Origin of the sequence: Siphonobacter sp. SORGH_AS_0500 (assembly GCF_031453245.1) — a bacterium.
Taxonomy (GTDB): Bacteria; Bacteroidota; Bacteroidia; order Cytophagales; family Spirosomataceae; genus Siphonobacter.
In genome coordinates, this window is record NZ_JAVIYT010000008.1 from 274,513 (window position 1) to 297,070 (window position 22,558).

The following is a 22,558-nucleotide window of genomic DNA, read 5'->3' on the forward strand; positions in this document are numbered from 1 at the left end:
ATCCAGTACCTTCGTAGGGCATTATCCCTATGAACGCCTGTATTCGTGGAATTACGTCAGCTAAGGTATTTTATTGAAGTCGCGAAAGAATTGCATTTTGGCAAAGCTGCTCAGAATCTTTTCGTATCACAACCCGCACTAAGTCAGCAGATTCAATTGCTGGAAAGTGAGCTGGGAGTAGAGCTGTTCGACTCGACCCGACGTAAGCAGTTCCGTAGGGTCGAATTGACCCCCGCCGGACAGGTGTTTCTCAATGAAGCTCATAAAGTAATTCGGGCGTCTCAACGGGCAGTAGAGTTAACTCGTCAAACGGCTCATAAAGGAACGCTTGTCAAGTTGGGTATCTACAAAATGTTACTTCGCGAACGGATAGTGGAGATACTAACCCTTTTTTCCGAACATTTTCCCGAAGTAAACATCCAGCTCGTCGAGTTACCAACCTACATAAGCGTACAGGAGGCTCTGGTGGAAGGGACCATTCAATTAGGAATGACCCTTTGGCCTCTTCGGCTGGATGCTTTGCAGGGACACGTGTATCGAAAAGGGCATCTTTGTGTGATCTTACCTAAAAATCATCGGCTTGCGTCTCAGGCTGAACTTCATTTAAATTCGCTCAAAAAGGAAAAATGGATTGAAATTCCGGCTACGCTTCATCCTTTTTATACACAGGTAGAATCCATTTTTCAGCAAGCGGGAATTAACCGTAAAGCCTCTATAACTCAGGAAGTTTCTTCGCTGGACTTAGTGGGTGAACTGGTAAGTATGAACCAGGGAATTGCTCTGGTACCCATCCTCTTCGACTGGACTCGTTACCCTGACATTCTCGTTAAAAACATTCAGTGGGACGCAGATCAGCATCCTTTAGAAATTGAATACGCCATTGCCTACCATCCTGAACACCTGACTCCCCGGTTGAAGTAAATGATTCAGACCTTGCCCAGCCTGCCCTAGGCATGCTTTTCTAAGGCTTTGTGGCTTATTTTTAGACACACCCTTATGAAAAAGGTTTTTATTACCCTGGTAATTCTTATCATTCTGGCTGGAACAGGTTGGTTTCTATTCAAGCGATACGAACGTAAAAATGCGAATCCGGTCTCTGGTCTGAAGCCACGCGTAGAAATGAGTTTGGCGGAAATTTCGTCCATTACCGATTCTACGATGGAAATGTCCATGAAAATGCTGATTGACAACCCCTTACCCTTGGGAATGGATATTGAAAATTTTGCTTATCAGGTAAAAGTGGATGGGGTTCAGATTATCGAAAGCGATTACATGAAGCCGCTCAAGATTGAGCCCAGAGACAGCGTTACGATTGATATTCCTACGGAGTTAAAGATTGATACGTTTTCTAAAGTGGCAAAAAGAGGAGAAGCGGCGGGTCAGGATAGTGCTTTATACCAGTTTGAAGTCTTCTTAAAACTGGCGAAACCAGTGCTGGGTCACGATACACTTCGAATCGAAATGGAAAAACGATTGCCTTTGTATCACCTTCCAGAAATTGAAGTAGTGGGCATTGACCTGGAAAAATTCAAGCTCAAAAAATCTGAACTGAATGTAGACCTTCGGTTTATTAATAAAAATGACTTCGCCATTCAGTTTAAAAACATGAGGTATTCCATCGACCTGGGTAAAGAAAAAACTACAATCAATGGTCAATCACCGGGAGTTACCCGTGTTCCTGCCAAAAGTGATAAAGTGTACCAGATTCCGGTGCAGGTGGAACTCGGAAAAATGATTAGTGCAGGCACACAAATGCTGTTTCAGGGTAAAAAATTCCCTTTCACCGTCCATCTTCGTTCGCAGATAATATCAGATAACGATATGCTCAAAAATAGCAAGTTAAACATGAGAATTAGAGGCAATATGGAAGACATGAAAGCCGCGAAGAAGATGGTGGAAATGAAGTGATAGTGAAGAGATTGGTTAAAAAGAAGTAAGCTTCTCCATTTCGGGAGAACCATAGGGGGAAGAATTTATGCTGCCATCTGTCATCGAGAGCGAAGCAGAGGAGGTAACTTGGTTGCTTCCCTGGATGAAATTCGGGACAGGGTTGCTATTTATGCCGTGGTTGGTGTCTCACCAACCACGAGGAAGTCGCGTCTTTATCCTTTCAAAACCAGAAGACGTTTCTTCGCAGCTACTGTCCTCACCTGTCCTCTCGAACGAAGAAAGACCTTCTGTAAAACGGCACGGCTAAAGTTTCCTCATGACCGAGATAAGTTAATAAAACCCAAAAGATCCTTCGCTTCGCTCTGGACGACAGGTCGGAGGTAAGGTTTTCTTCCCACGGCTCGCTCGAACGGAGGGAGAGGTTAACTCACTTTTATTTAAATCTCACTTTTAGGATAATTTTAGGAATGTTTGGGTATAAATTGAATCATGAATTCTTTATACTGAAAAGTTTGCAAAGAATACATGACTCAGAAAAGAAGTAGCTTTAATGAAAATAATGACTTACTTCTTACTGAAAACGCCTCTATTAACCTTCTATTTCCATGCAAAAATCCCGGAGAGATTTTATTGTCAAAGCCGCACTAGGAACCGCTGGTATCACTTTCGGTGGTCTGGCCCAGGGCATGTCTGCCAAAAGTTATTCCCGTATTATAGGGGCTAATGATCGTTTAAATCTGGCAATTGCCGGTTTAGGTCGTCGACTAGGAGCTTATTTTGATCCCATTGCCCGTAAAGACAGTAATGTGCAACTCATTACGCTTTGTGACGTGATGAAAAAGCAGCGGGAATCCGCCGTGAAGCAATTTTCCAAACACATTGATTACACCCCAAAGCTGGAAAATGATATTCGGAAAGTGATTGAAGACAAGAATATCGACGTATTAATCAATGCTACGCCTGACCACTGGCATGCTCCGGGAACCTGGATGGCCGTTCAGGCGGGTAAGCATGTGTATGTGGAGAAACCTTGCAGTCATAATCCCCATGAAGGCGAGTTACTGGTTGCTTTTCAGAAGAAGTATAACAAGGTAATTCAGATGGGTAATCAGCAGCGTTCGTCTCCTGAAACCATCGATATTATTCATCAAATTCATAACGGAGCCATTGGAACCCCTTATAAAGCGGTGGCTTTTTATTCAGCTACTCGCGGGGAAGTGCCCATTCCGAAGAAAGCACCGATTCCAGAAGGCTTAGACTGGGATTTATTTCAGGGACCCGCTCCTCGCACGGACTATACGCACGACACCTGGGACTATAACTGGCACTGGTACGGTTGGATGTATGGTACGGCAGAAAGTGGTAATAACGCTACCCACGAACTGGACATAGCCCGTTGGGCCTTGCAGGTTGAATACCCGGAATTTGTAGAGGTAGAGGCGGCCAAACGTCATTTCCTGGACGATGGTTGGGCGGTATATGATACGATGGATGCAACTTTCAAATTTGGTGGTAATAAAATCATCAAGTGGGATGGAAAAAGCCGCAGCGGGTATAAAACGTACGGTACTGATCGCGGAACGATCATCTATGGCTCTACGGGTAGTGTATACGTAGATCGGGATGGCTACAAGTTATACAGTCGCGAAGGTAAATTGCTGAAAGACAGCAAGGCCAAAGGTTCTGAAGCGGGTACGGCATTAGGAGGCGGTGGCGACATGACGACGGGCCATATGGTTAACTTCTTCGAAGCCATTCGGGGAAAAGCCAAACAAAATTCACCCATCGACGAAGGAGCGAAAAGTACTTTACTCTGTCACTTAGCTAACATTGCCTATCGTACCAATAAGTCATTCAAAGTGGATTCGAAAAATGGCCGTATTCAGGACAAGGAAGCCATGAAACTTTGGAGTCGGGACTACGAAAAAGGCTGGGAGCCAAAACTATAAGAATGGCATTTCTGGAAAAGCCTGGGTTATTTATTAGCCCAGGCTTTTTACTGTTTTATAAGTACTAGTTCCGTTTATCGATGGATAATAACCGTTTGTAAATAAATTAGCAATCAAGTAATTAAGTGTATCTATATTACATAGTACCTTGTAATGCAATATATCTATGAAATCATTTTCAATCTTAGTACTGGTGGGCGTGACGGCCCTTTCTTCGTGCTCTAACGAAACGAAAATTTCAGTTATTGAAAACGATACTAGTTACAAACTAGATGCAAAATTTGACAATTCCCGAACCTTCGCGGTTCGGGAATACGTCAATGATTATTATAAACCAGTTCAGGTAATCCCATTGAATTCTTCGGACGTTACCTACGCAGTAACACTGCCAGATCACACTAAATTTAGGATTGAAGCCTCCAAAGGAGAGCTTCATTTGCAGTTTGATAAAAAAGAAAATACGCCAGCGGCCTATGCTCGGCTAAAGTCTTTCAGTACAGGGCTGGGGAGTGTAATTACGAATTAATAAGCTTTCTAATAGAGTCGATCAGGAAAACTAATACAGAAATTTCCGTTTTCCTGAAGTTTGCGAAACTCCTTTGGACTCAGGCCCGTATACTGTTTAAAGTCTTTAATGAAATGACTCTGGTCATGATACCCGAACGCTTCGATGAGATCAAACCAGGGGGTATCGGGTTGATTGATTACCTGTTGAATCACTTTTTTGAATCGTAGAAAACGAAGTAGTTCTTTGGGTGAATAGCCTACGTATTTCTTAAAACGTAACTGAACCGTTCGCTCCGAAAGCGAATGATGATCGGCCATGACCTTAACGGGATTCAGTACGTCTTGATGAAACAGGGAAGCATGATCCAATAGCGTTGAAGCCGCATCCTCCGAAGGACTTAATTCGCGTAAAATATGCGAGGTAAGATAGGCTACGCGTGGATCAAAATCAGGAATATCCACTAGCGAAAGATAGAGAGCATTCAAACTCGGAAAAGCTAAAACGGATTCGTTTTCGGTTAAGCTTTCAATAGTAATTTTTTCAAGGGATAAAAAGCGAAAAAATCCATCCAGCGTAAACCCAATAACCAGTAGATCATCACCAGGTCTCAGTTCATAATTTAGCATTTGTCGAAGGGGGCCAATCAGGGTAACCTGGCTGAATGAATGCTCTGCTAATGCCTTGTTCCCAAAGGAATAACGGATGGGATCACCGAAATTAAATACCAGCATTAACTCCAGATTGGGAGATAAATGCTGAATGATAGGTTCTGAATGGATCGGAATCTGAACGGCGTAAAAGTGATCAATTACGCCTGCCAGTCGCGAGTCGGGCTTTTGTTTATACGTAATCATTCCTTAATTGATTTTCCTTACTTGGCACAAGAGAGAGGCAGGTAATCAGGGCTAGTCTGAGGAATAACTTGCTTGCAAGAACGGATTTTTCTAGGTTTCGGCTTCATTACCAGACATACGCTCATGGAAAATACATTCAAAGCTCTGCTCATCAGGGAAGAAAACGGCCAGTTTTTGAAACAAGTTCAGCAAGTACCGCTAAGCTCCTTACCTGATCACGATACCTTGATTCGGGTAACGTATTCTTCTTTAAACTATAAAGATGCCCTGTCCGCGACTGGTAATAAGGGAGTTACCCGTACTTTTCCGCACGTTCCGGGCATTGATGCGGTAGGCGTGGTAGAGGAATCTTCAGGAAAGCTCTGGAAGAAAGGAGATCAGGTTTTAGTAACTGGTTTTGATTTGGGAATGAATACCTGGGGCGGGTACGGACAGTACATCCGGGTTCCGGGCGAGTGGATAGTAGCCTTGCCCCCAAACCTACAACCTCAGGAAGCCATGGCTTTGGGAACGGCGGGCTTTACTGCCGGACTTTGCGTTGACAAACTTGTTCAGGCTGGAATTAAGCCTTCTGATGGCCCAATCGCCGTAAGTGGAGCGACGGGTGGCGTAGGAAGTATCAGTCTGCAACTGTTAAGTAAGCTGGGCTACCAGACCGTAGGTATTTCAGGCAAGAAAAATACTGATTTACAACAACAATTAAACGGAACGGAGTGGTTGGATCGGCAGGAATTCACGGACGAAAGTAAACGGGCTTTGCTGAAACCTCGTTTTGCGGGTGCCATTGATACCGTTGGTGGAAGTGTATTAACCACTCTGGTACGCTCACTTCAGTATAATGGCGTAGTGGCTGCCTGCGGAATGGCTCAATCCGGTGATTTAAACCTGACGGTTTTCCCTTTTATCCTTAATGGCGTAAGCTTATTAGGCGTGGATTCGGTTCAGGCATCCATGCCAGTCCGGCAACGGGTTTGGAACTTACTAGCCAACGAATGGAAACCCGAACAGCTAGTGAGCTTTACTAAACAATTAACGCTGGAGGAGCTCCTGGAGCAAATAGGCCAAATGTTAGCAGGCCAAACGGAAGGAAGAACGTTGGTGAAGCTTTGGTAATAAGCTCTTAGATGTTGTTGGATCGTAAGACATAGAAGGTGTTATGCCGTTGTTGGTGTCTGAAAAAGTGTCACCAACAACGGCGGAGCGATTTTGCTAGCATACTACTATACTGGTTCGGCTGTAAAAAGTTGATTATCAAACGATCGACTAACAACCAAAAACTATCAACTAATTAAATGGTAACAACCAAACGTTTCCCATCTGACACCTCCATTTCCCACAATTTCTCAATGTCCGATAACTTCACTTCTATCGTCTCTACTTTGAGCTGGTTATCAGCGGCCAGTTGAAACATTTCTGGAAGTATTTCTGTAAATAACAGCTTCATTTCATCTCTTGTCCAGCTTCCTAAACCTGATCCTGAAAGCTGAAGATCTACACTGCGTAAATTCTCTGCTGATAACTGAATTTTGTCGCCTGTTACCGAACCGATGGAAATAAATCTGGTCTTGTAGGTAAAGGAGCCATTTCCTTTTAGAGACGCAAGTAAAAGTTCAGCCGTGTGGCCCCACAAATAATCCAGGATGATATCTATGGGCGTATTATTGTGTATGGCTTTCAGCTGGGCGATAAATGCTTCATCGGTTTGTGTCGTCAAAACCGTTTCGTCGGCCCCTAATGCTACTAGGGATTGGAGCGAGGCCTGATTTCTGCCCGTAACGATTACTTTTTTCGCTCCGTAATGCTTGGCCACCTGAATGGCAATTTTACCGGTAAATCCCGTTGCTCCGTTGATTAAAACGGTTTCGCCTGGTTTTATAGCTGCTCTGAAACGAAGAGCCATTGCCGAGCCCGCAACCGCATTGGGTAAGGCACAAGCCGAAGCATCATCCATCCCATCGGGTACCTTTACTATTTTTCTTTTATCAACAATGGCTTTTTCTGCCATCATACCTTCGCCCAAAGCATAGACTCTGGTGCCGTCTGCCAGCAAACCGACCCCATCGCCGCCAATTACTATCGCGTTCTGTCTCCCGACTTCGGCTGAGTAATGAGTGCCTTTTACCCTGCCTTTGTCGAAATTTTTGATGGCTGCTGCTTTTACAGAGATTACTAATTCGTCGTCATTTTTTACGCCTGGTTCTGGAAAATCGGCGTATTGGGGCATTTCGCCCTGCTGGAAAATTACTGCTGCTTTCATTTTATTGGTTTAAACGATGGTAAGTGAAGTACGAAGTGAGTAAGAGGGCCAATGCCAGTAATGCAAAAGAAGATGAGATCAGCGAATCGCCTGAGGCAAGATGGGCAATGAACCCCGAGACAACCGTGATGAAAAAACCTGCGTAAGCCCATTCTTTCGGGTTGTTCCTAACTACAGGAAGCAACAAAGCTGCCGTTCCTAAAATCTTGGCAATAGCCAATTCTACCCGGAAGTAATCGGGAAAGCCAAAATGAACGCAAAGTCTTTTTGCTTCTTCGGAAGTTAAATACGCCTTGGCGTTTGCCAACATCCAGACCGCAAAAAGACCCGTCGATATCCAGTAAATTATTTTTTGAGACTTCATTTTACATTGCCATTGAGTACAATGCAAAACTATTCGGAGGCCTATCAGGCAAGCGATAACATATGTTATCAAATTCAGACCTGTTATTTTCCTTTCAGCAGCTTACTTTTTACCCGACTTAAATGGACAGTAGTAATCCCCAGGTAAGAAGCAATGTAATGTTGCGGGATACGCTGAATGATTTGGGGTTGGGTTTCTAGGAGATGAAGATAGCGTTGCTGCGGCGTGTCTCTTATGAAGGAGAGACAATGTTTCATGTAATGGATATTCCGGTCAAATAAGGTATCGATGAGCTTTTCACGTACTTTAGGGATTTCAAAGCCGTCACGCATGATCTGATCCATATCTTGCTTATCGATGACCCATAAAGTGCTGGGCTCTATGGTTTCCAAGGTTACAATACTTGGAATATTCTTCTTGAAACTTTCTACGGACGATACTCTTTCATTCTCGAAAAAAAACTGAAAGGTTACGTCTTTTCCATCGTTGTTAAACCAGACCCTAATACATCCTTTTTCAATAAAAAACGCCTTTTTTGAGATTTCGCCCTCCTGTATCAACACCTTTTTCGCAGGAACCTGTATTCTTTTGAAATAACTCGCATACTGATTCCATTGCTTATCGTCAAATGGCAGTATGCTTTTCAGCTTTTCTAACATAGATGGTTGCATTTTGGGAAAGATGAATGTATAATGGCAGTAGGTAGCATAAATTATGAATTTGTAGATGGTTATGCTTTATACCAACGACCTGGAGAAAGACTTTAACTCATAATCAATAGAATATGAAATTATTAGCAAAAAATGAAGAGGTTATTTCTTTCTTATCGGATAAGGAGAGTTTGATAAGTGGTACTATCAAAAAAATTAGTATACAAATTAAGAGCAATATTTTATTTATTGGTTTAGATATAACATTAATGTATTCAAAAAAGTACAAATCTATTTATCTTGAATTTGAAGCAATCAAAGAATATGGGTTCTATTATTTAGCTGATAGTTCTTTCTCAACTATTGAAATATATAAATTTTTTAAAAATGAAAATTTATTTTATATCTCATTCGATCCAACCAATGAAGAACTCATTATGGATAAAAACGACAATGATTTTATCTTAGCAGAGAAGGTATCATTGTACCAAAGTTCCGGATAGGGATAAAGAACTTGTGGCTTTACATAGCTACGCTGTTTCAAGTGTCGCGACGATAGCGTTCCACTTGGAATAGCTTGGGTAATTACTTAATACCATAATTATATTTTGTTTTAAGAATAGGAAATCTTTAAAGGTGGCCATTCATCATAATAATCCTTTTCATATTTTTCTATTGGATCTCCTGTTAAGCCTACAGCATAATCAAATAGACTAAAGTCAAATGTAAAAGGAATTTCATTATCAAAAAAATCTTTCATCAGTTATTTGATTACCTAGAAGTTCAAAGAGCTTTTCATAGGAAATGTGAGATATGTTTATGAATCCAAAAACAAAGTCAGCCTTTTTTAAAACTACCTCTAGGTTAACTTGATAAAAATATTTTTTAGCATTTTTCATTTTTTTAGTTTATTTAAAGGCTGTCTAAAAATGGTATGCTGAATAAACGCTTGTTTGAGCCTGTCATCCAGAGCGAAGGACCTTTTACGGTTGCGAACGTACTGGGGACATGAAGAAAATAGATTACCCTCAAAGCCGTCCTAGGCTTGAGAAGCTCTCTCTTTGAGAGGAAACAAGGGGAACCTTGATCATTAGATCACAACGATTGTAAAGTTTAGACAGTCTCTTAGAAATAAAAATTATAAAGTACATCTTATCTATAGTAACTAAGATGCTAAAATGAGTTTTTAAGGAGATGTGATTTTAATTAGAGTATCATCAATTAAAATGATTTAGAGTTAACTAATAGATTCTGAAATTTTAACTAACTCTTCTTTTTCTTTGTCTAATTTTTCAATGTATTCTTTTACTTCTTTATTTATATCTTCATTACTATCTAAAACATTTACTTTAAATAAAATATAGTCTTTAAAAGAATCAATATTTAAATCATTTTGTTTGTACACAATCTCATATAACTTAAGTATATCCTGTAAATTAAATTGATTATATAAATAAGAAGAATTTAATAATTGAAGTTTATCAGCAACTAAGCTTACAAGCTCTGTTGAATAAAACATCCCAGGCTCTATTTTGGAGACGAAATCAACAAAATCCTGGTCGTTACCATTTTTTTGCCTATAGTATGTAATTGCTGCTGATAGCTGCTCCTGATTCTTGTAGATTTTTTCTATGATTTCTTTTAGGTCTAAATTCATCATTTTATCTTATTTTTTTAACATAACTATTCACTTTAGATTTGCCAATTTAATTATTTTTCATATTAGTTCCAGTGGAAATCTTATATAACGATGTGGGGAGACACATTAACACTCAGTTAGAAACCGTTTCCCAATCCCTCCGCAGTCGCTCGGCTCTGTCTAGTAACGATACAGTGTAGTAGACCTCTGGCCGATGGTTGCAAGGATCTTTTGCTGAAGAAAGGTGTTCTTTATCCGCTACTAGTTCGCATCTTACCGGCCAGAAGCTCAGTAGCCACTCGGCTAGAGCCGAGCGACTGTGTAAAGGTTAGTAAAGATTCCTTAAGACCAAGCACTTCACCAAAGGGAATAAGGTTCTTCGCTACGCTCTGAATGACAGAAAAAAATGAAAGAGTAATAGCATAGCTAGGAACGACAGGAGATATTAAGCAATAAAAAAGGCACATGTTCAATCATGTGCCTTTTTGTGCGATGTGGTTAAAATCGTTTTCCGAAGGAAACACCCAGCCAGGGGCTTAATCCGAAATTGTTGATGATAGGAGTGAGCATGATCCGCCAAATCCACTCATCATAGGTGTGGCGACGGTAACCAATGCTGGGAATATAACTCGTGAAATGGTCGGCATCCGGGTTGGTTGAGGCTCCACGAAGTTTGCCATCTGCCCGGGCAAAGGTAACGCCCACGCCCATTTCAATGTAAGACTTTTCTTCTTCTAACGTAAACAAGTAGTTGGCTCCCAGTGGAATAGTGAGGTATTTGGCGTTGTGATGGTAATACCCCAGGCCTGCCCGAAGACCAAATTTAGGCTTATCCGTTAGCTGTAGTTCATAATTCAGAGAACCGTATAACCCAGGTCCACCCGCTTCGACGTATACGCTGTGTTGAGATAAACTTGCAAAAGTGGTAGGATAGGTTTGACCTGAAGCCACACCCATTATCAATAAGCAGAATATTAGTATAAAGGTTGATTTCATAAGCGAGCGTAAAATGAACAAAGGCAGCTTTTCTCTAAACAGAATTATAACCCCGGTTGTTGCTAAATCTTTTCATAGACTTGGTTTGCGATGAAAGTTTAACAGTAGCTGATAATCCAGATTCGTTGGCTGATTGCAAAGAAAGTATTTAAAATCTTCTCATTTTCGGCCACTTAAACCACTGGCACAACCGAAAAAATAGGGCTCATGCCTTACTTCCAGTCCAGCATCTTCAAATACCTGTTTTACGTAGGAAGTATTTTTAAACTTTTCAGTATAAATCCAGAGCATTCGGTAATCCTCGGGATTTCCCAGAAAAAGTTTTCCCAGGATTGGAATAACTTTTCCTAAGTAAAATTTATAAAGCAAAGCGAGCATTTTATTGGATGGCTTTGATACTTCTACAAAAGTAAACACACCTCCTGGTTTTAAAATGCGGGTTACCTCTTTGGCCAGGATTTGAAGCTGCTCCTGATTAAAGGTCTTCAAACCATAGGCACAGGAAACATAATCGAAATAACCAGTGGGTAATTGATTAGCCAAAATATTCTGACATGTAATCTGTATTTTATTATCAAATTTTCTGGCATTTTTCAGCTGACTTTGCCGAACCATTTGTTCTGAAAAGTCCAACGCCCAGATGTCTGCTTTGGGGAAATTTTTATGGAGAAATTCCCAGTTTTCACCCAATCCTGAAAGTAAATCAATGATTTGTATGGGTTCCTGAGAGGCTCCTAATTTCCGTAAAAACTGTTTTCTCCAGCGAATGGAAAACCCAAACGAGGTAATGTAATTCATCCGCTCATAAGAGCCGGACATTTGATTAAATAGTTCTTTAACGTAATCAGGTTCGTAAATGTCTGGCATCTAATGACTTAATAATATTTGGTTTGTACAGGTGCACAAATATAAAAGCGAATGCTACAGGTAATAAAAATTTGGGATCATTGGTAATGGCTTCAGAAGATTGCTTAAAATGTCGAATCGTTAGCATTATTAATGCGAATCATGGGTTTTGAAATCTTTATTGATCACGAAACGAATGGAATCATTATGGATGAGGGGGAAACAAAGCCGCTCTCTGTCATCTCGAACGTAAGGAGAGACCTTCTGGAATGGGATTGGCTTCGTTGTTCAGCAAGCGTCGATGGGAGCAAGCCTAATTTCGTTTAGGATAAGGTGTTCTCTGACCAGCTTCTGATTTGCATGCTATCGGCCAGAGGCCTAGAGCTAAGTGGTCACTCGGCTAGAGCCGAGCGACTGCGGGAGAAAACCCCTTCCTATTTAAAAAGAATTTGGTCGGAATGATCCGTTGACTTTTTGTGTTGCCCAATCAGATGAACATGCTTTCAGCCCGTGTTTGGGGTTCGGAAAGGTGGGCAAATGTAATTTTAAGCAGAAAAGGGGTGGGAAATCACTCATTTTTCATGCTCCTTCCTTCAACTTGGATTTTTTTCTGAAAAACGGTCGAATCACGCTACCTTTGTAGCAAGTACTAAGCTTTTATCTAGCATTACGACTCCAAACATGATTTATTTCTTTTCTGCCGATCAGGTTACTGTTTACGCGGTTGAAACCCAGCAGTCTTTGACTGACGCGGACATTTCTAAATTGAACTGGCTCTTCGGAGATTCATCCTTATTGCCAGAAACTACGATCAATCAGGTGTTTACGGGCCCGCGGGCAACCATGATCACCCCCTGGAGTACCAATGCTGTAGAGATTACCCAGAATATGAATATTACGGGAATCAGCCGAATCGAAGAGTTTACGAAAGTAGCGGCTGATTTCACCGGTTTTGATCCGATGGTTTCTCAGAAATATGAGGAACTCAATCAGGAAATCTTCACCATCAACATCGAACCCGAACCGATTATCGAGCTGGATGATATTGCCGCTTATAACAAACAGGAGGGTCTTTCGCTGAGTGATGAAGAGGTAGAATACCTTAATAATCTTTCAGAAAAATTAGGTCGGAAGCTTACCGATGCCGAAGTATTTGGCTTTTCGCAGGTTAATTCCGAGCACTGCCGTCACAAAATCTTCAATGGCACTTTCGTGATTGACGGTGAAGCTAAACCTACTTCTCTGTTCAAACTGATTCGTAAAACGTCGGAAACCAATCCTAATGGAATTGTTTCGGCGTATAAAGATAACGTGGCGTTCGTGAAGGGCCCTCGCGTGCAACAGTTTGCACCGAAACGTCCCGACGTTCCCGAATTTTACGAGGTAAAAGAGTTTGACTCGGTCATCTCTCTGAAAGCCGAAACGCATAACTTCCCAACGACGGTTGAGCCTTTCAGCGGTGCTGCTACGGGTTCGGGTGGAGAAATTCGTGACCGCTTAGCCGGTGGTCAGGGAGCCATTCCTCTGGCGGGAACGGCGGTTTACATGACGGCTCTTTCTCGTCTGGAAAAAGATCGTCCCTGGGAGAAGGGTGTCGCTGAGCGTAAATGGTTATACCAAACGCCGATGGACATTCTGATTAAAGCGTCTAACGGTGCCACCGATTTTGGTAATAAATTCGGCCAACCCCTGATTACGGGTTCGGTATTAACCTTTGAACACGAAGAAGACGGTCGCACGCTGGGTTACGATAAAGTAATCATGCAGGCGGGTGGAATTGGCTACGGCAAAGCCGAGCAAGCTATTAAGCACCAGCCCCAACAGGGCGATCAGATCGTTGTAATGGGTGGAGATAACTATCGCATTGGCTTAGGCGGTGCGGCGGTGTCTTCGGCTGATACGGGGAAATTCGGTTCAGGGATTGAGTTAAACGCCATTCAGCGTTCAAACCCTGAAATGCAGAAACGCGTTGCTAACGCCGTCCGTGGATTGGTGGAAAGTGATAACAACCCCATCGTTTCGATTCACGATCACGGAGCCGGTGGACACCTGAACTGTCTGTCCGAATTGATTGAAGATACGGGCGGATCTATTGATCTGGATAAGTTACCCGTGGGCGATCCTACGCTTTCAGCGAAAGAAATTGTAGGTAATGAGTCGCAGGAGCGGATGGGCTTAGTGATTGGCTCTGCTGATGTGGAAACCCTGCAACGCATTGCTGAACGCGAGCGGGCTCCCATGTATAACGTAGGTGAAGTAACCGCCGACCATCGCTTTACCATTGCGTCTCACACAAAAGACGCAAAACCGATGGATCTGGCACTGGCTGATATGTTTGGCAGTGCTCCCAAAACCATCATGGTTGACGAAACGGTAGAACGTACCTATCAGCCCGTTACTTATGATGTGTATGAATTAGAAACCTATCTGGAGGCCGTTCTTCAACTCGAAGCGGTGGCTAGTAAAGACTGGTTAACCAATAAAGTAGACCGTTGTGTAGGTGGTCGCGTAGCGAAACAGCAGAATGTCGGTCCCCTGCACTTACCCCTCAATAACGTTGGGGTAATGGCTCTGGATTTTCAGGGTAAAGACGGGATTGCTACTTCCATCGGTCACGCCCCAATCTCGGCTCTGATTGATCCGGCAGCGGGTAGTCGTAATGCGGTTGCCGAAGCTCTTTCAAACATCATCTGGGCTCCGCTTGAGGAAGGTCTGAAAAGCGTTTCGCTGTCGGCTAACTGGATGTGGGCCTGTAAGAACAAGGGCGAAGACGCTCGTTTATACCAGGCCGTTCAAGCCTGTTCTGATTTTGCGATTAGTTTAGGAATCAACATTCCAACGGGTAAAGATTCGCTGTCCATGAAGCAGAAATATCCCAACGCGGATGTGATTGCTCCCGGAACGGTGATTATCTCCGCAGGTGCCCCCTGTAATGACGTGCGTGGCGTGATTGAGCCCGTTTTACAAAAAGACGGCGGTTCGATTTACTACATTAACCTCTCGGGCGACCAATACAAGCTGGGTGGTTCTTCGCTGGCTCAGATTCTAAACCGAATTGGTAACGAAACCCCGGACGTAGTAAATGCCGAAGCGTTCAAAACCGCTTTCGATGCCATTCAGGAATTGATCAAAGCCGGAAAAATTCAGGCGGGTCACGATGTAGGCAGCGGTGGTTTGATTACGACCTTACTCGAACTTTGCTTTGCGGATCGCAACCTCGGAGCTACCCTGGACCTGACTTCCTTAGGGCAGCAGGATAGCGTAGCGAAACTTTTCGCTGAAAATATTAGTATCGTATTCCAGGCAGATGCTTCAGTTGAGGAGATTCTGACTGCCAAAGGAGTGACCTTCCATAAAATTGGTGAAGTAACGGCTGAAGCTACGGTAACGATCAAAGATCAGGACGCAAGCTGGTCACTGAACGTCGATCACCTGCGTGATGTATGGTTCAAGACGTCTTACCTGCTCGATCAGAAACAAAGTGGTGTGGCCAAAGCAACAGAGCGTTTTGAGAATTATAAAAATCACCTGTTGCAATACCATTTTCCTACACAGTTCACGGGTAAAAAACCAGTAATTGAAGGCTACCGCCCGAAAGCAGCCGTTCTTCGGGAGAAAGGAAGTAATTCCGAACGCGAACTGGCAAATGCTTTATACCTGGCGGGCTTCGAAGTGAAAGACGTTCACATGACGGATTTGATTTCGGGTCGGGAAACGCTGGAAGACATTCAGTTCCTCGGTGCAGTAGGTGGGTTCTCTAACTCCGACGTACTAGGTTCGGCTAAAGGCTGGGCTGGTTCGTTCCTGTATAACGAAAAGGCGAAACAGGCTATTGAGAAGTTTTTCCAACGCGAAGACACCCTTTCCGTAGGGATTTGTAACGGCTGTCAGCTCTTCATCGAGTTAGGATTGATTAACCCTGACCATGAAGTGAAGCCTAAAATGAAACATAACGAAAGCCACAAACACGAAAGCTTGTTTACTTCGGTAACCATTCAGGAGAACAATTCCGTGATGCTTTCAACATTGGCGGGTAGTACACTCGGGGTTTGGATTTCGCACGGTGAAGGTCGTTTTGAGCTTCCTTACGACGAAAGCGAATACCAGATCACGGCGAAGTACACCTATCACACGTATCCGGCTAACCCCAACGGTTCCAGCTTTGATACCGCAATGATGTGCGATAAAACGGGTCGCCACCTGGTGATGATGCCTCACGCCGAACGTTCGGCCTTGCAGTGGCACTGGCCTTATTATCCTGCGGGTCGTAAAGATGAAGTTTCTCCCTGGATGGAAGCTTTTGTCAATGCCAAAAACTGGTTAGTAGAGAAACAATAATTGGTAATTATTCGATAGTAAAAGCGGACCCGCGAAAGTGGGTCCGCTTTTGCCTTTATAACATCCATTTACGCTCGGTGGTGAAGGAAATCGTTAACCACATCTGGTAATCGCCTTTGATTAGGTCATACAACTCCTGACGAATCCGATCCAGTTCAATCAGGGGCTTCTGAGCCTGATCTTTAGGTAACAGGAAGTCAATTTCTACGGTATAACTGCTGCCCGTTTTAGCGACGCGAACCAGTAAATCTGTAAAACGATACTGTTGGGCAATTTTTTCCGAAGCTTCGTGAATCTTGTCTTCTACTTCGTCGTCGGGAGCAAACTGAAGTAACTCTTTGATGTTTTTCCAGAACGTACGAGCCGGAATTCGCATGAACAACAGCGAAATAATCAAAACAATGATGGGGTCTAAGTAAGGAATGATGCTGGAGAAGCTCGTATCCTTTAAAAAGTAGCTCAGCGAAAGCACGACTAAAACGCCGAAACTCAGCAAGGCATCCAGTTGCCACTCATTCGCCTCAATCAAAACGTAATCCGACTTTAATTGCCGGGCTTTTTTACGGAAGTATAATCCTAAACCAATGCAAACGATAATCGAGGTAATCAGGTAAGGAAAGGCAATGGTTAATTCTACTTTTCGTCCGCCGTTCAGAATGTCAATAATGGAAGTGGCGAAGGAATAGAGGCACAGGAAAATGATGATGAGCGATTGAACGGAGATATAAAGTGGTTCAAACTGCGAGCGGCCAAAAGGTAGGTTATCGTCGTCGGGCTTGCGGACAAAGTTGGTGACAAACAACGAAACCCCGGACATACTGATCCCGACGAGCGAAAAGAGTGCATCAAAAATAATGGATTTTGAATCGCCGAGAATACCAATGGCTACTGCCCAGACGGTTAATAGGGAGCCAATGGCAATGGAAAGTTTTATCAACTTTCGTGCTTTGAGTTTTTTACGGCGGGGGTTCATGACTATAGAAGCATATACTAACTAACCAAAAGGGAAGCGAAGAAGTTAGATTCTTTTGAAATATTTACAAATACTTAATACAGCAAAGATACCTTCAGGACTCAATTTTAAATAGTTGAAAAAGTATCAGTTTACGTTAAATTAGGAACAGTTTAAGTGGAAGAGGGATTAGAAAAGAGCTGTTTTGAATTATTAACAATAGATTCTGCTGGTGAAGGTTGGATAGGCCATATGATTTACGCACATTTGCCTTTCTCTGAACAGGCTTTTACCATCCATTAACATGCAACGTCGTCATTTTTTGAAACAATCCGGTCTTCTTGCTGCCGGTGCCTTCACGCTTCAACAGTCCAAGCTTTGGGCTGCCCCCTCTAAAACGATTAGTCCGTTCGGTGTTCAGTTATACAGTGCCCGTGACGTACTTCCCAAAGATCCTAAGGGCATCATGACCCAGTTGGCTCAATTCGGTTACAAGCAATTCGAAAGCTACAGTGGTCCTAAAGGTTTCTTATGGGGCATGGAACCCAAAGAAATCAAAACCTTCCTCGGTGATTTAGGCGTGAAAATGGTTTCTACACATTTCGATTTCGGTAAAGCAGCCAATAGCTCTGATCAACTGAAAAAAGACATCGAAATGGCAAAAGGGGCGGGCCTGAGTTACCTGTTGTGTCCTTACATCGGTGCACAAAAGAGCTGGGATGACTGGAAGAAAATCGCCGATAATTTTAATAAAGTAGGTGAAGAAGTAAAGAAAAGCGGTTTGAAGTTTGGTTACCACAACCACGATTATTCCTTCAAGCCCCTCGATGGTAAATTACCACAGGAGTTCTTACTCGAAAATACGGATCCTAAAAACGTAATGTTTGAGCTGGATCTTTGCTGGATTGACGTGGCAGGTGTTGACACCGCCGAGCACCTGAAGAAATACGGCAAACGTTACGAACTCTGCCACATCAAAGATTATACCGTAAAAGGGGGCAGACCCGTACAAAACGACATCGGTGAAGGAGCAGTGAATTTCAAGAAAACCCTGCGGAGCGTACTTGATAACAGCAGTATCAAATACTTCCTGGTTGAGCAGGAAGAATACCCCAGTTCACCCATGGAAAGTCTGAAAAAAGACGCTGAGTACATGAAGAAACTTAGTGTTTAAGATTCAGTTTTTTATACAAGAAAGGGACAGCGAGAGCTGTCCCTTTCTTGTATAAAATGCATCAGTATAACGATTCTATTCCTGTAGAGATATAAATGTTTCTACTTCGGCCTGGTCTCCGTCATGGTATTTTATCCCATGAACCGTAAAGTCAGCCTTATAAGCCCGTTTTAAGTCTTTATTGCCCCAAATTTCTACCCAGGTATTGAAAACAGCTTCGGGCATTTTTCCTTTGGATATGAATTTCTGATACACCGAAGTTTCGATGGTCATTCCTACAAAACCTTTTGGGATCGTTTCTAAGGAACGCACGGGTAAACCAATAAGGGTAGTATAAGAACCGGTAAAGTCAGTTTCATAGTCGGTGTAGACAGCATAGATATCGTCACTGACTTTGTTAGGAATTTGCTTTTGGATGTCTTCACCCCAAAATCTGCCCCATAGTGCCTCAATGTCTTTGGCAGACTGTCCGTTTGCATTGGTTGTTCTCGTTGAAATCCCGATTACATAAAATTCCTGAATGGTTTGATTACTCATTGCTTTGAATGGATTTTTTAAGATTGAGTGATGAACGACAGAAGCGTTGTATAGAAGAATAAACCTGTACAAGCTTCTGATGACCCTCTGCTGTAGATCACGTTGTAAAAGTAGAAGGCTCTTATGACAACCCTATGTCAGGAGTAGCGAACGTTATTTACGAGTATCAAACTATTCTATGAAGGTCATTGAATGACGTTTAAAGGGTTAACTGGGTATCAACAACGCTAAACGCAATGCTCGGTAACCATTTCTCAATCTGCAAAAGGTACTAATCAATCCGTTTTCTTAGGATAGGCTACTTCAAAGAACTTACGACAAAGGTTGTTAGTAGCTATTGATAAAACTTATCCATTAAACTCATTTGTTTTTGGGTAGATAAATCAAGGCAATCGAAACGCTTGTAAGAGCAGAAAGAGCCCATATCTTTATCGCCATTAATAAAGATTGCACCAATAAGAATCACGTATTTACAGGGATAATTGGTTTTACTCACCAATGTTTCAACGCGTTCGTTAATGGCTTCGTACATGACTTCTGTCGCTTCAAATAGTTGATTAGCAGCAGATTTTATTCGATCAGCCTTTTTCAAAAAGATTTGTTCGATGGTGTTCATCTGATAATCCAAATCAGTGACGTTGCCCGCTTCGATCTGGTTATTCAAAAGCTTCCCCAATGCACCTTTCGCAGCCCCACAACAGGCTGAATTTTCGCTTTGCCCTATTCGATGAATTTCCCCAATAGTCCCATCTTTGGTTATGCCAATGTGAGGGGCATAAAATACAACGACGGCTCCATCTTCCGGAACGTGGTGGGCAAAAGCATTCATTCCGGTAACTCCTGCAAAAGGATAGCCGTTTAAACCTCCCATATGAAAAGGCCCTAGCATTTCATAAGCCCTGGGTGGGTATTGAATCGCATTGACATCATCACAACACATACTATCGGCGTGCATGAGCTGGTTAGGTTTTAATCCTAATTCGTTTTCAATCACGTCGAGTAATTGGTTTACGGTATCTTCGGTTGTCTTAGCGTTTGGATACCACTTCTGTACAGTTTCTAGGTTGGTCATCAAAAGATTTGTTTTGTTTGCTCAATAACTGCTTAAAGCACAATGGTATGTTGGGCTGAGATGGCAGGTGGTAAATCTTTTTCACCTAGCATTTCTCTTAAATCTATTTCTATATTTCGGCTTATCTGCGTAATGGGAATATCGTTCGCTCCTCCCTCAAATGGATTTTCGGTACTTTCGCCAATTTGTTCTAACACGAGAAAAACCCAGCCTAAAATGATACTGAATGGAATGGTTAACCATACCATGCTTTCGCCAAATTTTTCAGTCAATTTTGAAAATTCCCCTATAAAGCCGAGCGGGAGTAATAGGCAAAACAAGTTTGTAAAGTAGAGATTGATGCTCGAAAACTGACGCGGATAAGGGAAGTTCTTAATCCTTTCGCATTTGCCTTGCTGATCGTATAAATCTTTTAACTGATTGGCTAAAGCCACATAGTTATAATCTGAAATGATACCTCGTTCATTCAACGTCTTTAGTCGTGAGGATTGCCGGGCAATGGTTTGTGTAGCTCTGTTCTTGGTAGAAAGGATGTACTGACATTCTTCTGCACTTAAAAAAGTTTTCAATTCTTCATCCAGACTGCTCTCCCATTCAGGCACTTGGTAATATTGCAGGTATTCTTTATTGTAACTTTTTGTTTTAATGTTTTCCCAACTCTTTGTTTCCCTCAGTTGAAAACGCAAGGCGGTAAGCCACGCAAAATGACGGTAGATGATTTCTTTATGTAAGGCGGCCTGTTCTACTTTATCGCTAGTGCGTACAAAATCCTTTACCATGATACCCAATGCCCTACTGCTGTTGATAATAGCCCCATAAATTTGCCGGGCTTCCCACATTCGGTTATAGGTTTGTGTGTTTTTAAATCCTGAAATAAAGGCTGTTGCGGTACCTAACAAAGCAACCGGTACCCACGGAATAGCCAACCATTTTATATCCAGGAAGTAAAAGAGCACGGTGGGAATGGTGCTTAGTAAAAGCATTTTGTAAATCTTGGTTCTCGTCCAAGGAATGAAGTGCAGGAGTTTATAGTGGCTGGCTATGTTCATTTATTTTGTACTGGATGAAAATTTACTCAAAAGAATACCTACTAAAACGACTGTGTAGAATTGCCCGGCAATCCCAATAAAAGCAGTGATGAGTTTAGTAATGTGATGATTGGGGGTGATGTCTCCAAAGCCTATGCTGGTAAAAGTGATGGAACAGAAATAGACAAGGTCGATATAGATAGCCGCTGGCGAAGAAGTATCAATCCCTTTAAAAGACTGTAAGTTTTGATACATGCAATATTGTAACAGAAAAACAGAGATTTCTATCAGTAGTAAGTACCCACAAATGGATGCGGTGATGACGTCGCTATTGATGTAACTGGGTTTTAATAAGAACCGAAGCAGTTCCAAAAACATAAATACAAAAAATACTACGTAATTGATGTTGAGAAAAGTAAAATACCAGGGCACCCCCTTAAAAAATGGGATGCCCATGGGTAGTACTAACACAACTATAAAATGCAGGTTTCTGAACCAATGCCGCCAACTGCTTTTACCGGTAAACATAAAAATGCTTCCTAGTCCTAACACCAGCATATTGATTGGCCAGATGGTTGTGGTATAGAAATCTAAATCGGTAATGAAAATTCCGATAAACAGATGTTGAACTAACGCGAAAAGCAAAAATTCGTACTTGAGTTTTTGTAACCTGCTTATTAACTCACGCATATTTATTTTCCTTGTCCAATGTCCAATCTATCAAATTTACCCTCAGCGTTTTGATGAAATTTGAAGAATACTTTGAACGTTCCCCATTGCCCTGCGAAGAAATCTCCATAAATGCTTTTACCTTCATTCTCTACCTTGTCAATGCTCAGAAATTTTTCTTTATGATTGAAAGCATTATCAAAAAATGATTTAAAGTTCAAAGTTCTGCCATCATCTGTAAAAACGGGGTCTTTTGTGAAGAAAGAATAAAAGGTAGACTTATCTCCACTTTGTAAAGCATCAAATGCTTTTTTTACCGTTTCGTTAATTAATTTACTGGTGTCCATTTTATTAATAATTTGAAGGTTTTGTAATTCTGATTTTTGAGTTGGGATTACCTGTTTACTTTGCCTACAAGCAGCGAAGCTACTTGTAGTTAGTATGATAAAAAGTGTATATAAATTTTTCATACCGTTTTAGTAAGCGGATGCTGCAAATAAATAATAATTAAATTCAGTAATAAAAAAGGTACTTCTATAGCTACCCCTTTCAAGTCTTTGTCTAATGCATGCAAACAAATAATCATTAAAATACCTGCTGCCATCAGGAAATTACCCCATACAAATGTTTTAGGAAACAAGATTAATAAGGCTGCTATCATGGTAACTAAACCGTTGACCATGATAGCAGTTTTGCTAAAGTTCCACTTACCGAACATTTCCAGCATTTCGGCTTTTCCTGAAAACATTGCGTAGCCCTGTTTCATACCCATGAATACAGCGATAAGAATCAGGATTGAGTTGATGATTTTTAGTATCATAACGAAAGGTTTATG

General features: G+C 42.0%; 23 protein-coding genes. 8 read left to right on the forward strand and 15 right to left on the reverse strand.

The genetic code is table 11. The features are described 5' to 3' along the window. Positions 1-45: 45 nt before the first annotated feature. The 4 genes from QE357_RS24350 to QE357_RS24365 all read left to right on the forward strand — a co-directional run bounded on the left by QE357_RS24350 (position 46) and on the right by QE357_RS24365 (position 4,365). The gene (locus QE357_RS24350; RefSeq protein WP_309713747.1) at positions 46-921 is read left to right on the forward strand and encodes a LysR family transcriptional regulator; all 876 of its coding nucleotides are present in this window, start codon (positions 46-48) and stop codon (positions 919-921) included. Positions 922-996: 75 nt separating this feature from the next. Continuing rightward, positions 997-1,908, forward strand: coding sequence for an LEA type 2 family protein (locus QE357_RS24355; protein WP_309713751.1), 912 nt, complete (start codon positions 997-999; stop codon positions 1,906-1,908). Positions 1,909-2,495: 587 nt separating this feature from the next. Beyond that, positions 2,496-3,839: a Gfo/Idh/MocA family oxidoreductase gene (locus tag QE357_RS24360; protein ID WP_309713754.1), complete on the forward strand. Its 1,344-nt coding sequence runs from the start codon at positions 2,496-2,498 to the stop codon at positions 3,837-3,839. Between the two features lie 166 nt (positions 3,840-4,005). Next, on the forward strand, positions 4,006-4,365 hold the full coding sequence (locus QE357_RS24365) for a hypothetical protein (RefSeq protein WP_309713757.1): 360 nt from the start codon (positions 4,006-4,008) through the stop codon (positions 4,363-4,365). An 8-nt stretch (positions 4,366-4,373) separates the two neighbouring features. Here the strand turns inward: QE357_RS24365 and QE357_RS24370 are convergent, their stop codons facing one another. Continuing rightward, positions 4,374-5,201: a helix-turn-helix domain-containing protein gene (locus tag QE357_RS24370; protein WP_309713760.1), complete on the reverse strand. Its 828-nt coding sequence runs from the start codon at positions 5,199-5,201 to the stop codon at positions 4,374-4,376. A gap of 123 nt (positions 5,202-5,324) precedes the next feature. On the opposite strand from QE357_RS24370, the gene QE357_RS24375 reads away from it, so the two are divergent. After that, positions 5,325-6,314 (forward strand): YhdH/YhfP family quinone oxidoreductase, encoded by a 990-nt coding sequence (locus QE357_RS24375; protein ID WP_309713763.1) that lies wholly within the window; start codon positions 5,325-5,327, stop codon positions 6,312-6,314. Positions 6,315-6,489: 175 nt separating this feature from the next. Here the strand turns inward: QE357_RS24375 and QE357_RS24380 are convergent, their stop codons facing one another. The 3 genes from QE357_RS24380 to QE357_RS24390 form a co-directional block, all read right to left on the reverse strand. Continuing rightward, positions 6,490-7,458, reverse strand: coding sequence for a zinc-binding alcohol dehydrogenase family protein (locus QE357_RS24380; protein WP_309713766.1), 969 nt, complete (start codon positions 7,456-7,458; stop codon positions 6,490-6,492). A 1-nt stretch (position 7,459) separates the two neighbouring features. After that, positions 7,460-7,822 (reverse strand): DoxX family protein, encoded by a 363-nt coding sequence (locus QE357_RS24385; RefSeq protein WP_106636005.1) that lies wholly within the window; start codon positions 7,820-7,822, stop codon positions 7,460-7,462. 83 nt (positions 7,823-7,905) lie between these two features. Next, the gene (locus QE357_RS24390) at positions 7,906-8,481 is read right to left on the reverse strand and encodes a Crp/Fnr family transcriptional regulator (RefSeq protein WP_309713769.1); all 576 of its coding nucleotides are present in this window, start codon (positions 8,479-8,481) and stop codon (positions 7,906-7,908) included. Between the two features lie 125 nt (positions 8,482-8,606). Between QE357_RS24390 and QE357_RS24395 the strand changes: the two genes are divergently transcribed. Then, positions 8,607-8,975, forward strand: coding sequence for a hypothetical protein (locus QE357_RS24395; RefSeq protein ID WP_309713772.1), 369 nt, complete (start codon positions 8,607-8,609; stop codon positions 8,973-8,975). Between the two features lie 110 nt (positions 8,976-9,085). On the opposite strand, the gene QE357_RS24400 is transcribed toward QE357_RS24395, so the two are convergent. The 4 genes from QE357_RS24400 to QE357_RS24415 all read right to left on the reverse strand — a co-directional run bounded on the left by QE357_RS24400 (position 9,086) and on the right by QE357_RS24415 (position 11,974). Then, positions 9,086-9,232: a hypothetical protein gene (locus QE357_RS24400; RefSeq protein ID WP_309713775.1), complete on the reverse strand. Its 147-nt coding sequence runs from the start codon at positions 9,230-9,232 to the stop codon at positions 9,086-9,088. 477 nt (positions 9,233-9,709) lie between these two features. Next, the gene (locus QE357_RS24405; protein WP_309713778.1) at positions 9,710-10,132 is read right to left on the reverse strand and encodes a hypothetical protein; all 423 of its coding nucleotides are present in this window, start codon (positions 10,130-10,132) and stop codon (positions 9,710-9,712) included. Positions 10,133-10,609: 477 nt separating this feature from the next. After that, complete coding sequence (locus QE357_RS24410; RefSeq protein ID WP_309713781.1) at positions 10,610-11,107, reverse strand: hypothetical protein; 498 nt, start codon at positions 11,105-11,107, stop codon at positions 10,610-10,612. 159 nt (positions 11,108-11,266) lie between these two features. Then, complete coding sequence (locus QE357_RS24415) at positions 11,267-11,974, reverse strand: class I SAM-dependent methyltransferase (protein ID WP_309713783.1); 708 nt, start codon at positions 11,972-11,974, stop codon at positions 11,267-11,269. Positions 11,975-12,634: 660 nt separating this feature from the next. Here QE357_RS24415 and purL point away from each other — a divergent pair. Continuing rightward, a complete protein-coding gene (gene purL / locus QE357_RS24420) occupies positions 12,635-16,291 on the forward strand; it encodes a phosphoribosylformylglycinamidine synthase (protein ID WP_309713786.1) in 3,657 nt (1,218 codons plus the stop codon). A 55-nt stretch (positions 16,292-16,346) separates the two neighbouring features. Here purL and QE357_RS24425 read toward each other — a convergent pair whose 3' ends face one another. Further along, the gene (locus QE357_RS24425) at positions 16,347-17,264 is read right to left on the reverse strand and encodes a cation diffusion facilitator family transporter (protein WP_309713789.1); all 918 of its coding nucleotides are present in this window, start codon (positions 17,262-17,264) and stop codon (positions 16,347-16,349) included. Between the two features lie 283 nt (positions 17,265-17,547). Here QE357_RS24425 and QE357_RS24430 point away from each other — a divergent pair, with 283 nt between their 5' ends. After that, on the forward strand, positions 17,548-18,417 hold the full coding sequence (locus tag QE357_RS24430; protein ID WP_307144092.1) for a sugar phosphate isomerase/epimerase: 870 nt from the start codon (positions 17,548-17,550) through the stop codon (positions 18,415-18,417). A gap of 75 nt (positions 18,418-18,492) precedes the next feature. Here QE357_RS24430 and QE357_RS24435 read toward each other — a convergent pair whose 3' ends face one another. The 6 genes from QE357_RS24435 to QE357_RS24460 all read right to left on the reverse strand — a co-directional run bounded on the left by QE357_RS24435 (position 18,493) and on the right by QE357_RS24460 (position 22,543). Then, positions 18,493-18,954, reverse strand: coding sequence for a GyrI-like domain-containing protein (locus QE357_RS24435; protein ID WP_106635995.1), 462 nt, complete (start codon positions 18,952-18,954; stop codon positions 18,493-18,495). A 334-nt stretch (positions 18,955-19,288) separates the two neighbouring features. After that, positions 19,289-20,026 carry a hypothetical protein gene (locus tag QE357_RS24440; protein ID WP_309713794.1) on the reverse strand — a complete coding sequence of 246 codons (738 nt, stop codon included), beginning with the start codon at positions 20,024-20,026 and terminating at the stop codon, positions 19,289-19,291. Positions 20,027-20,058: 32 nt separating this feature from the next. Next, entirely contained in the window at positions 20,059-21,009 is a 951-nt protein-coding gene (locus tag QE357_RS24445) for a bestrophin family ion channel (protein ID WP_309713797.1), read from the reverse strand. Positions 21,010-21,075: 66 nt separating this feature from the next. After that, positions 21,076-21,432 (reverse strand): potassium channel family protein, encoded by a 357-nt coding sequence (locus QE357_RS24450; protein WP_309713800.1) that lies wholly within the window; start codon positions 21,430-21,432, stop codon positions 21,076-21,078. 314 nt (positions 21,433-21,746) lie between these two features. Beyond that, on the reverse strand, positions 21,747-22,193 hold the full coding sequence (locus tag QE357_RS24455) for a hypothetical protein (RefSeq protein WP_309713803.1): 447 nt from the start codon (positions 22,191-22,193) through the stop codon (positions 21,747-21,749). Then, positions 22,190-22,543 (reverse strand): DoxX family protein, encoded by a 354-nt coding sequence (locus tag QE357_RS24460; RefSeq protein WP_309713805.1) that lies wholly within the window; start codon positions 22,541-22,543, stop codon positions 22,190-22,192. Before QE357_RS24460 ends, QE357_RS24455 begins: the two co-directional genes overlap by 4 nt. Positions 22,544-22,558 lie beyond the last annotated feature (15 nt).